The organism is Agromyces chromiiresistens, assembly GCF_029167465.1.
GTDB lineage: Bacteria > Actinomycetota > Actinomycetes > Actinomycetales > Microbacteriaceae > Agromyces > Agromyces chromiiresistens.
In genome coordinates, this window is sequence record NZ_JARFNL010000006.1 from 59,790 (window position 1) to 71,523 (window position 11,734).

At 71.7% G+C, this 11,734-nt stretch carries 8 protein-coding genes; 5 read left to right on the plus strand and 3 right to left on the minus strand.

Features of this window, described 5'->3' with window-relative positions; all coding sequences use genetic code 11:
- Positions 1-150 precede the first annotated feature (150 nt).
- Positions 151-3,669 carry a chromosome segregation protein SMC gene (gene smc, locus PX701_RS15535; RefSeq protein ID WP_275506838.1) on the plus strand — a complete coding sequence of 1,173 codons (3,519 nt, stop codon included), beginning with the start codon at positions 151-153 and terminating at the stop codon, positions 3,667-3,669.
- Positions 3,670-3,703: 34 nt separating this feature from the next.
- On the opposite strand, the gene PX701_RS15540 is transcribed toward smc, so the two are convergent.
- Together PX701_RS15540 and PX701_RS15545 are read right to left on the minus strand one after the other, a co-directional pair.
- Positions 3,704-5,365 carry an alpha-amylase family protein gene (locus PX701_RS15540; protein ID WP_275506839.1) on the minus strand — a complete coding sequence of 554 codons (1,662 nt, stop codon included), beginning with the start codon at positions 5,363-5,365 and terminating at the stop codon, positions 3,704-3,706.
- Positions 5,362-6,330, minus strand: coding sequence for a TIGR03885 family FMN-dependent LLM class oxidoreductase (locus PX701_RS15545; RefSeq protein ID WP_275506840.1), 969 nt, complete (start codon positions 6,328-6,330; stop codon positions 5,362-5,364). Before PX701_RS15545 ends, PX701_RS15540 begins: the two co-directional genes overlap by 4 nt.
- Before the next feature lie 146 nt (positions 6,331-6,476).
- On the opposite strand from PX701_RS15545, the gene ftsY reads away from it, so the two are divergent.
- From ftsY to ffh, 3 genes are all read left to right on the plus strand, one after another.
- Positions 6,477-7,352, plus strand: a complete 876-nt coding sequence (ftsY, locus tag PX701_RS15550) for a signal recognition particle-docking protein FtsY (protein WP_231430733.1) — start codon at positions 6,477-6,479, stop codon at positions 7,350-7,352.
- A 24-nt stretch (positions 7,353-7,376) separates the two neighbouring features.
- Positions 7,377-7,865 (plus strand): DUF2004 domain-containing protein, encoded by a 489-nt coding sequence (locus tag PX701_RS15555; RefSeq protein ID WP_231430734.1) that lies wholly within the window; start codon positions 7,377-7,379, stop codon positions 7,863-7,865.
- Positions 7,866-7,958: 93 nt separating this feature from the next.
- On the plus strand, positions 7,959-9,539 hold the full coding sequence (ffh, locus tag PX701_RS15560; RefSeq protein ID WP_231430735.1) for a signal recognition particle protein: 1,581 nt from the start codon (positions 7,959-7,961) through the stop codon (positions 9,537-9,539).
- An 89-nt stretch (positions 9,540-9,628) separates the two neighbouring features.
- On the opposite strand, the gene PX701_RS15565 is transcribed toward ffh, so the two are convergent.
- Complete coding sequence (locus PX701_RS15565; RefSeq protein ID WP_231430736.1) at positions 9,629-10,774, minus strand: glutamate--cysteine ligase; 1,146 nt, start codon at positions 10,772-10,774, stop codon at positions 9,629-9,631.
- Positions 10,775-10,957: 183 nt separating this feature from the next.
- On the opposite strand from PX701_RS15565, the gene PX701_RS15570 reads away from it, so the two are divergent.
- Positions 10,958-11,620: a GntR family transcriptional regulator gene (locus PX701_RS15570; protein ID WP_231430737.1), complete on the plus strand. Its 663-nt coding sequence runs from the start codon at positions 10,958-10,960 to the stop codon at positions 11,618-11,620.
- The last annotated feature ends 114 nt before the right edge of the window (positions 11,621-11,734 follow it).

The window sequence follows — 11,734 nt, forward strand, 5'->3', positions numbered from 1 at the left end:
CGGGCCGCCGACCGGGCAGCCGCCCAGACTATCGACCCCGCCCGGCGGCGGCAAGGGCCGATCACCGAAGCGCGGCGCGCGTGCGCGGATCGGCCCCGAACCTCGGATACCGTAGTCGGCAGCGTTCGTGCGGCGAGGAGAGGGTGGAGCGTGTACCTGAAGAGTCTGACGCTCAAGGGCTTCAAGTCCTTCGCACAGCCGACGACCTTCGCCTTCGAACCCGGCGTCACCTGCATCGTCGGCCCGAACGGATCGGGAAAGTCGAACGTCGTCGACGCGCTCGCCTGGGTCATGGGCGAGCAGGGCGCGAAGACCCTCCGCGGCGGCAAGATGGAGGACGTCATCTTCGCCGGCACCTCGACCCGTGGACCGCTCGGACGCGCCGAAGTGAGCCTCACGATCGACAACACCGACGGTGCGCTCCCGATCGAGTACACCGAGGTGACGATCTCGCGCACCCTGTTCCGCAACGGCACGAGCGAGTACGCCATCAACGGCGACCAGTGCCGGTTGCTCGATGTGCAGGAGCTCCTCAGCGACTCGGGCCTCGGTCGCGAGATGCACGTCATCGTCGGCCAGGGACAGCTCGACCAGGTGCTGCGCGCCACTCCCGAGGACCGCCGCGGCTTCATCGAGGAGGCCGCCGGCATCCTCAAGCACCGTCGTCGCAAGGAGAAGACCCTCCGCAAGCTCGACGCGATGCAGACGAACCTCACTCGCCTCTCCGATCTCGCGGGCGAGATCCGCCGACAGCTGAAGCCGCTCGGCCGGCAGGCCGAGGTCGCCCGCGAGGCGGCCACGATCGCCGCGGTCGTGCGCGACGCGAAGGCGCGCCTGCTCGCCGATGAGGTCGTCGGGCTGCGACGCGCACTCGAGGAGCACGGCAAGAGCGAGCACGAGCGGCACGCCGAGCGACTCGTGCTGCAGGAACGGCTCGAGCAGCATCAGGCGAAGGTGACGACGCTCGAGCAGGCGCAGGGCGGCGACTCCGTCGACCGTGCCCGTTCGACGAGCTTCGCCCTCGAGCAGGCGCAGGCGAGGCTCCGCTCGCTCGATTCGCTCGCCCGTCAGCGCATCGCGCTCCTCGAGGGCGCCTCGGAAGAGGCGGATGCCTCGCCGAGCGTGACCCGCGAGATGATCGACGCCGCCGTCGCCGAGCTCGAGGGCCTGCGCGACGGCATCGGCGCCGCGGCATCCGCCCTCGACGAGGCGCACGAGACGACCATGCGCACCCGCGCCGAGCTCGACGCCGTCGACCAGGAGATCGCCCGGCAGTCGGCCGAGGTGTCGGCCTACGACCTCGAACTCTCGAAGCTGTCGGGGCAGGCCGACTCGGCCGCCTCGAAACTCGCCGCCGTGCGCGGCGAGGTGCTGCGGCACGCGAATGCGCTCGAGGCGTCGGCCGGCCGACGTGCGGCGGCGGCCACCGCGCTCGCCGAGGCCGAGGCCGCGGCAGGTGTCGAGGAGTCGGCCGAGACCGACCTCGACGAGGCCTACGAGCTGGCCCAGGCCGCGGTCTTCGAGGCGGAGGCCGAGATCGAGCGCATCCGCGAGGAGCTGCACGGCCGCGAGCGCGAGCAGGGGGCGCTCAGCGCCCGCACCCAGGCGCTCTCGCTCGCCCTCGACCAGAAGGACGGCTCGGCCGCGCTCGTCGCCGCGGGCGTCGACGGCGTGCGCGGACTCCTCGCCGAGTCGATGCAGGTCGAGCCCGGCTTCGAGGCCGCGATCGCCGCCGCGCTCGGGTCGCTCGCCGACGCCGTGCTCGTCGACGACCGTGATGCCGCGTACCGGGCGCTCGACCGCGCCGAGGCGGGCGAACTCGGCCGGGTGGCGCTCGCCGTCGCCGAGCCCGGGGTCGAGGCCGCGGCGACGCCGGCCCTCGCCGGGCTCACGCCGGCCGCGTCGGTCGTCACCGCGCCCGCCGGCGTGCGCGGCCTCCTCGCCGAGGTGTTCATCGCCGACGACCGCGACTCGGCTCGCGCCGCCGAACCCGCGCTCGGGGGGCTCGACCGGCCCGCGACCGTGATCACGCGCGAGGGCACCGTCATCGGCCGATACGTCGTGCGCGGCGGCTCCGGGCGCAAGCAGAGCCGCATCGAACTCATCGCCGAGCGCGACCGCGCCGCCGCCCGCCTCGAGGAGGTGCGCGGCGAGATCGAGCGCAGCCGCACCGAACTCGCCGAGCAGCGCCGGCTCGTCGAGCAGTCCAAGGAGCAGTCGAAGCGCGCTCTCGCGGCGCTGCGCGAGTTCGACGCGCAGCTCGCCCAGCGCACCGAGCGCCTCAACCGCGCGCGCGTTCAGGCCGAGGCCGCCGAGGCCGAGTCCGAGCGACTGCAGCAGGCGTCGGCGAATGCCGAAGAACGGGTCGCGGACGCCGAACGCGCCGCCGACGAGGCGAAGGCCGCCCTCGAGGCGGCACGCGCCGTGCCGCGTCCCGTGCTCGACGTCGCAGCGCGCGACGGGGCGCTCGCGTCGGTCGAGGCCGCCCGCGAGGCCGAGGTCGAGGCGAAGCTCAGGCTCGAGACCGCGAAGGAGCGGGTCCGCGCCGAGGAGGCGCGGATCCGGGCGATGGAGGCCCAGTTCGACCAGGAACGGCGCGCCGCCGACGAGGCGGCGCGGCGCGCCGTCATCCGCCGTGCGCAGCTCGACGCCGCCCGGCGCGTCGCCGAGGTGCTGCCGCCCGCGCTCGCGTCGGTCGACGCGTCGGTCGCCGAGGCTCGCGTCGCCCTCGGCCGCGCCGAGGCCGAGCGTGCGAGCCGCAACGAGGAGTTGCAGGCGGTTCGGCGTGAGGAGTCGGTCGTGCGCGAGCGGCTGCACGCGGTCACCGAGGACGTGCACGGCCTCGAGCTGCGCATCTACGAGAAGAAGCTGCACGTGACGGGGCTCGTCGAGCGCGCCGAGTCGGAGCTCGGGCTCGACGAGACCGTGCTCATCGACGAGTACGGTCCCGAGCAGCCGGTGCCGGCCGAGACGGAGGACGGCGAGGCCGTGCCGTTCCGTCGTGAGGAGCAGCAGCGACGGCTCGCCGCCGCCGAGCGCAAGTACGCCCAGCTGGGTCGGGTCAACCCGCTCGCGCTCGAGGAGTTCGCCGCGCTCGAGCAGCGCCACCAGTTCTTGAGCGAGCAGCTGACGGACCTCGCGAACACGCGCAAGGACCTGCTGACGATCATCGAGGAGATCGACGGCAAGATGGAGTCGATCTTCCGCAGCGCCTTCGACGACACGAAGGCCGCGTTCGCCGAGGTCTTCCCCGTGCTCTTCCCGGGCGGCGCGGGCAGCATCTCGCTCACGAACCCCGACGACATGCTCACGACCGGCATCGAGGTCAGCGTCAAGCCCGCCGGCAAGAAGATCGAGCGGCTCTCGCTGCTCTCCGGCGGCGAGCGCTCGCTCGCGGCCGTCGCGCTGCTCATGGCGATCTTCAAGGCCCGCCCCAGCCCGTTCTACATCATGGACGAGGTCGAGGCCGCGCTCGACGACGCGAACCTCGGGCGCCTGCTGACGACCTTCGAGGATCTGCGCGACTCGAGCCAGCTCATCGTGATCACCCACCAGAAGCGCACGATGGAGATCGCCGACGCCCTCTACGGCGTCTCGATGCGCCAGGACGGCGTCTCGGCCGTGGTCGGGCAGCGCGTGCGAGAGGAGCGCGAGCAGCAGGCGAGCTGAGGCGGTCGGGCCCGGGCCCGGCCGATGGGGCCGCTCACGTGAGCCGGCGGTCGTCGGGCTCCACGATGCGGAACCAGCGATAGCCGTACGCGTCGAGGTGGACCTCGATTCGCCCGCGCTCGTCGAGCGGGTAGGTGTCGGGCGCGAACAGGTCGCTCAGCACGGCGTGGGGCGCGACCCTGCCGAGCTCGAGCGGCACGACCGTCGGCGTCGGGGCGAAGTTGTGGACGGCGACGAAGCGGCCGACATCGGCCGTGATGCGGTGCGCGAGCACCTCGTCGAGACCCGTCGACAGCACGTCGAGCACGCCCCAGCCGATCTCGGGGGAGCTCCGGTACCTGGTCGCGAGCTGCTTGATGAAGGCGAGCAGCGAGTCGGGGTCGTGCATCTGCGCCTCGACGTTCACGTGCTCCGGCGCGTAGCCGTCGGCCGGAGGTGCCGCGGCGAGCCGTGAGGGCGTCGCCCGCGAGAATCCGCCGTTGCGCTCGTCGGTCCACTGCATGGGGGTGCGCACGGCCTGCCGGCCCTTCTGCGCGCCGTTCTCGCCCATGCCGATCTCCTCGCCGTAGAACAGCACGGGTGTTCCGGGCAACGAGAAGAGCAGGCTGTAGACGAGCCTGATCCGGCGCGGGTCCCCGTCGAGCATCGGCGGGAGGCGTCGGACGATCCCCCGACCGTAGACGCGCATCCACTCCTCGGGCGCGAACGCCTCGAAGACCTCGTCGCGCTCGGCGTCCGAGAGCTTGTCGAGGGTGAGCTCGTCGTGGTTCCGCACGAAGTTCGCCCACTGCGCCTCGGGCTCGATGCTCGGCCGCTTCGCGAGCGATGCCGCGAGCGGGCGGGCGTCCTCTCGGGCCAGCGAGAGGTAGAGGGCCTGCATGCCGAGGAAGTCGAACTGCATCGTGAGCTCGGCCGCGTCGCCGACCCGCCCGAAGTACTCGAGCTGCTCGGAGTAGGGCAGATTGACCTCGCCGAGCAGGACCGCCTCGCTCGAGCGCCGCTGCAGGAATCGCCGGAGATCGCGGAGGAACTCGTGCGGGTCGCCGACGTCGACGCCGTCTGGCGGCTCGATGAGGAACGGCACCGCGTCGACCCGGAAGCCGGAGACGCCGAGCTCGAGCCAGAAGCCGACGGTCTTGGCGATCTCGTCGCGCACCGCGGGGTTCGCGATGTTCAGGTCGGGCTGGTGACGGTAGAAGCTGTGCAGGAAGTACTGGCCGGCGCGCTCGTCGAACTCCCAGATCGAGTCCTCCTCGCCCGGGAAGACCGCGTTCGGCGCCTTCGGCGGGTCGTCCTGCCAGACGTACCAGTCGCGGTACGGCGACCTCCGGCTCCGCCTGGCCGACCTGAACCAGGGATGCCTCGCCGACGTGTGGTTCATCACGAGATCGACGATCACGCGCATGCCCCGGTCGCGGGCGGTGCGCGTGAACTCGGCGACGTCGCCGAGCGAGCCCAGCCGCGGGTCGACGCCGAGGAAGTCGGTGATGTCGTACCCGTCGTCGCGGTCGGGGGTCGGTTGGAACGGCATGAGCCAGATGCAGGTCACGCCGAGCTCGGCGAGGTGGTCGAGTCGGTGGGCGAGCCCCTCGAAGTCGCCGAACCCGTCGTCGTTCCAGTCCATGAAGGTCTCGACGTCGAGGCAGTAGACGACCGCGGTCTTCCACCAGAGGTCGCTGCGATCCGTGATCCTCATGCTGAGACCGCCTCGAGGTCGGGAACGACGCGCTCGCCGAAGGTGTCGATGAACGCCTCCTGCTCCGTGCCGACGTGGTGCAGGTAGATCCGGTCGACGCCGAGCTCGGCGATGCGCGCCAGATGCGCGAGGTGGCGCGCCGGGTCGGCCGAGACGAGCAGCGTGGCGGCGACCTCCTCGGGCGTCGCGTCGGCGGTGCGGGCGTCGAAGTCCTCGGGCCGATCGAGCTCCCACGAGAGGTGCGCCGGCACGAGCCCCTGCCGCCACTGGTCGTGGGCGATCGCCAGCGCCTCCCCGTCGGTGCGAGCCCAGCTCAGGTGCACCTGCACGCCGACCGGCCCGCGACCGCCCGCGCCCCGATAGGCGTCGATGAACTCGCGGAGCGCGTCCCGCGGCTGGTCGACCGTGATCACGCCCTCGGCCCAGCCGGCGGCCGCGCGCGCGGTGTCGGCGCTCACCGCGGCGGCGAGGAGCGGCGCCGGCACCACCGGCAGGCTCCACACCCGCGCGCGATCGACGCGGATCCGCCCGTTCGCGGTCACCTCCTCGCCGGCGAGCAGGCGCCGCATGACGTCGACGGCTTCGACGAGCCGCGCGTCGCGATCGTCCTTCGCCGGCCACGGGTCGCCGGTGACGTGCTCGTTGAGCGCCTCGCCGCTGCCGAGCGCCGCCCAGAATCGACCCGGGTACATCTCGGCGAGGGTGGCGATCTTCTGGGCCGCGACGGCCGGGTGGTACCGCTGTCCGGGAGCCGTCACGACGCCGATGGAGAAGCTCGTGGCCTCGAGCGCCGCGCCGAGCCAGCTCCAGGCGTACCCGGACTGCCCCTGTCGGACGCTCCACGGCTCGAGGTGATCGCTGCACATCGCCGCCCCGAAGCCGGCCTCCTCGGCGCGCTTGACGGCGTCGAGCAACCGCCCGGGCGGCAGCTGCTCGTGCGAGGCATGGAATCCCACCGAGGTCATCTGCATCCTTCCGATGCCCCGAGACTCCCGTGGCCCGTCCGTCGTGGCAACCCCTTGCGCGGTCCCGGCCCGCCGGGTAGCGGCTCACGCCCCCGCGCTCCGGGGCACGGCAGTCGCCGAGGCATCCGCCCCCGTAGGCTGGAGCCATGGCAGAACGCGCTTCATGGTCGCTCGGCAACGCCCTGCGTGGCATCTTCGGGGCGAAGACGATCGATGAGGACACGTGGGACGACCTCGAGGCGGCGCTCATCACCGCCGACTTCGGTCCCGCGGTCACCGAGGAGATCGTCGACCAGATCAGGGCGCAGGTCGAGCGGTTCAAGACGACCGACCCGAAGGACGTGCAGCGGATGCTGCGCGAGATCGTCGAAGAGCGGTTGGCGAAGTACGACCCGACGCTGAAACTCACCGAGCGCCCTGCGGTCGTGCTCGTGGTCGGCGTCAACGGCGTCGGCAAGACCACGACGATCGGCAAGTTCGCACGCTTCCTGCGCACGTACGACCGCTCCGTCGTGGTCGGCGCCGCCGACACGTTCCGCGCCGCAGCGGTCGATCAGCTCGCCACCTGGGCCGATCGCGCGGGCGTCGGCATCGTGCGGCCCGAACGCGAGGGCCAGGACCCGGCCTCGGTCGCGTTCCAGACCGTCGACAAGGCCAAGCAGGACGGCACCGAGATCGTCATCATCGACACGGCCGGCCGGCTGCACACGAAGGGCGGGCTCATGGACGAGCTCGGCAAGATCAAGCGCGTCGTCGAGAAGCAGGCCCCCATCAGCGAGGTGCTGCTCGTGCTCGATGCGACGACCGGGCAGAACGGTCTCGCCCAGGCCGAGGCGTTCATCGAGCACGGGGGAGTGACGGGGCTCGTGCTCACGAAGCTCGACGGATCGGCGAAGGGCGGCTTCGTGCTCGCCGTGCAGGAGAAGACCGGCCTGCCGATCAAGCTCATCGGGCAGGGCGAGGGCATCGGCGACCTCACCGGCTTCACGCCGCACGTCTTCGCCCAGAAGCTCGTCGGATAGCGCAAGGACTCGGGAGGAGAGCCCATGTCGATCGAACACGACTACTTCGGACTCGTCGGCGACTACTGGTCGGAGACGTTCGAGTACGCCGACCAGCGCGTCGAGGTCGTCCTCGACGCCGACGCCGACCTGGTGTCGACGGCGGCGCTCGACGTCGCGTCGGCGATCGTCGGCGAGCTCGAGCTCGTCGACGACGAGCTGCGGCAGGCGTTCGTCAGCCAGCTCGACACCCGCTCCTCGCCGATCGTGCGATTCCTCGACACGATGCTCGACCCAGAGCTCGAGCAGGCTGACGAGATCGAGGCGGCGATCGGCCGCGAGTCGGGCGACCGCCAGGTCGACGCGCTGCGTTCGCTCAGCCTCGTGCGCGTCGACCTGCGGCCCGACGCCGACGAACCCGGCGACGCGTTCGCCGAGTTCGAGTACGCCCTCGCGCCCGACGACACCGACGAGCGACTCATCGCCGCGATCGACCTCGAGCGCGAGATCGTCGACGTCCGCTTCGAGGGCTGAGCGCCCCGCTCGAGGGCCGAACGCCCGGCCGGAGGAACCGCGTCGGCCCGCGCAGCGGGGAGGCATCCGGACTCGCTTAGAATCGAAGGCACCATGGCTACCTTCGGAAACCTGTCTGACCGCCTCGCCGAGACCTTCAAGAACCTCCGCACCAAGGGCAAGCTGTCCGCGTCCGACGTCGACGGCACCGTTCGCGAGATCCGTCGCGCGCTGCTGGACGCCGACGTCTCGCTCGACGTGGTCAAGCAGTTCACCGCGCACGTGCGCGAGCGCGCGCTCGGCGACGAGGTCAACAAGGCGCTCAACCCGGCCCAGCAGGTCGTGCAGATCGTCAACGAAGAGCTCGTGGCGATCCTCGGCGGCCAGCAGCGCCGCCTGCAGTTCGCGAAGACCCCGCCGACCGTGATCATGCTCGCGGGCCTCCAGGGCGCCGGAAAGACGACCCTCGCGGGAAAGCTCGCGAAGCACCTCGCGAAGGAGGGGCACACGCCGCTGCTCGTCGCGAGCGACCTGCAGCGCCCGAACGCCGTGAACCAGCTCCAGGTCGTCGGGTCGCAGGCGGGCGTGCCGGTGTACGCACCCGAGCCGGGCAACGGCGTCGGCGACCCGGTGAAGGTCGCGAGAGACGGTGTCGCCGAGGCGCGTCGCGCCCTCCACGACGTCGTCATCATCGACACCGCCGGCCGTCTCGGCGTCGACGCCGAGATGATGAAGCAGGCGTCGAACATCCGCAAGGCGACCGATCCCGACGAGGTGCTCTTCGTCATCGACGCGATGATCGGCCAAGACGCGGTCGCGACCGCCAAGGCCTTCCAGGAGGGCGTCGACTTCACGGGCGTCGTACTCTCGAAGCTCGACGGCGACGCGCGCGGCGGTGCCGCGCTCTCGGTCGCGTCGATCACCGGGCGCCCGATCATCTTCGCGTCGACGGGCGAGGGGCTCGACGACTTCGAGCCATTCCACCCCGACCGCATGGCGAGCCGCATCCTCGACCTCGGCGACATCCTCACCCTCATCGAGCAGGCCCAGCAGGCCTTCGACGAGGAGGAGGCGATGAAGGTCGCCGAGAAGCTCGCGAAGGAGCAGTTCACCCTCGAGGACTTCCTCGCGCAGATGCAGCAGCTGCGCGGCGCCGGCTCGATCAAGAAGATGCTCGGCATGCTGCCGGGCGCGGGCGGCATGAAGCAGCAGCTCGAGAACTTCGACGAGCGCGAGATCGTGCGCACCGAGGCGATCATCCAGTCGATGACCCCGGCCGAGCGGCAGAACACGAAGCTCCTGAACGGCTCGCGACGCCTGCGCATCGCGAAGGGCTCCGGCATGACCGTGACGGACGTGAACCAGCTCGTGCAGCGGTTCGAACAGGCCGCGAAGATGATGAAGACCGTCGCGCGCGGCGGTGTGCCGCAGATTCCCGGCATGGGGCCGATCCCGGGTGCCGGCGGCTACGGCGGCGGCAAGCGGCAGGCGGCCAAGAACAAGAAGAAGTCGGGTGGCTCGCGTTCGGGCAACCCCGCGAAGCGCGCCGCCGAGAACGCGGCGATCGCACAGGGCGTCACGCCCGCCGGCCAGGGCGCGCCCGCGGGTTCGGGCTTCGGGCTCGGCGGCGCGAAGCCCGACGGGCCGAGCGAGCAGGACCTCGCTGCGATGCAGAAGCTGCTCGGCGGCCGGTAGGCGCCGCCCAGCGCCGGCTGCGCGGCCGGTAGGCGCCGCCCAGCGCCAGCTGCGCGGCCGGCAGGCGCCGACCGGCGCCCGCACGGGCGTCAGCGGCCGTCCATGCCCTCGCGCAGCTCCCGTGCGAGGTGGGCGACGACGGCTCGCAGGTCGCCCCCGGATGCCTCGGCGACGTGCACCTGCCGCTGCGCGCTGGCCCCCGCCGCGACCATGTGCGCGACCTCCGCGAGTTCGTTCGCGCAGCCGAGGCGCGCTGCGACGGGGGCGAGGGTCTCGACGAGTTCGACGAGATCGGCGGAGACGGGGCGCTCCGAGCCCGAGGCATCCGTGATGACCACGGCCTCGAGCCCGTAGCGGGCGGCCCGCCACTTGTTCTCCCGGGTGTACCAGGGCTGCAGCACCTCGAGCGGCTCGCCGTGGTCGAGCCGGGTCGACATCCATTCGACGAGGCACTGCACGAGGGCGCCGATCGCGCCGAGCTCGCGGGCGGTCGAGACGCCGTCGCACACGCGCACCTCGATCGTGCCCCAGCGCGGCGACGGCCGGATGTCCCAGCGGACCTCGCTGTGGTCCTCGATGACGCCCGTGCGCTGCAGGTCGTCGACGAAGCGCTCGTACGCGGCCCAGTCGTCGAGCCGGTAGGGGAGCCCCGCGGTCGGCAGCTGTTGGAACATGAGCGCCCGGTTCGACGCGTAGCCGGTTTCGACCCCGGCCCAGTACGGGCTCGAGGCGCTGAGCGCCTGCAGGTGCGGCAGGTAGGTGAGCAGGCCGTCGAGCAGGGGCAGCGCCTTGTCGCGATCCTCGACGCCGACGTGCACGTGCACGCCCCAGATCATCATGTTGCGACCCCACCACCGGGTGCGCTCGATGAGCTTGTGGTAGCGCGGCTTGTCGGTGAGATGCTGGTCGTACCACTGGCTGTACGGGTGCGATCCGGCGCAGATGAGCTCGTAGTCGCCGAGCTGCTCGACGACGGTCCGCACCTCGGCGAGCTGGTGCTCGAGGTCGGCGACCGCGGCGGCCACCGTCGCGTGCACGCTCGAGACGAGCTCGACCGTGTTCGTCAGCAGCTCCGAGGTGATGAACGGGTGCTGCCCGCCGGGGCTGATCGCGTCGAGCATGGCGAGCACGCGATCGCCGACAGAGGCGAGCTCGCCCGTGCTGCGATCGACGATCGCGATCTCCCACTCGAGACCGACGGTCGAGCGCGGCGACCGGGCGAACTCGATCGACATGGACGGCCCTCCTCGGGCGGGTCGCCCGACCCGCCCCGTGCGGCAATCATGACACGGTCGAGACGGTCGGGGCGGGGTGCGACGCCGCGTGACGCGCCGATCGCCGAGGGCGCTCGGTTCGGTGGCACGAGGCGTCGATTGGCATACGATGTGGCACATGATGTATCACGTGCGCGGTGCGCGATGAGTCCGGAGCCGATCCGGCTGCTCGAGGTGCAGAGCCTTCGCGAGCAGGTCGAGCGCACCCTGTCGTCGCGCATCGTCGCGGGCGAGTTCGCGCCCGGCACGGTGCTCACGGTACCGACCCTCGCGAACGAGTTCGGCGTGAGCGCCACGCCCGTGCGCGAGGCGATGCTGAATCTCGCACGGCGGGGATTCCTGAGTCCCATCCGCAATCGCGGCTTCCGGGTGACCGAGGTCTCCGACGACGAGCTCCGCGAGCTCCGCGAGGTGCGGGTGCTGCTCGAGGCCCCGCCCATGCGCGCGATCGCCGGCAAGGTGCCCGCCGGCACGGTCGGCGAACTCCAGGCGCTCGCCGACGAGATCGTGAGCGCCGGGCGCGAAGGGCGCTTCGAGGACTACCTCGAGGCCGACACCACGTTCCACCTGACGCTGCTCGAGCTCACGGGCAACCGGCACCTCGTGCGCCTCGTGCGCGAGCTGCGGCAGCAGACTCGTCTCGTCGGGCTCGTGGACCTCGCCGAGACCGACGCGCTCGCGGCGTCGTCGCTCGAGCACGCCGAGCTCGTGCGGCTGCTCGTCGACGGCGACGGCGAGGCGGCCGAGCAGCTCATGCGCCGCCACATCGGGCATGTCGCGGGGCTCTGGAGCGGTCGCGACGAGTAGTCGCACTGGCGACGACCGATTACCGGGCCGTGGGATGCCTCGCGGTCGGCGAGGCTGCCGGGAGGCCGTTCGGCGTCGTGGTTTGCGCGATGGTCGATCATGAGTAATATGTCA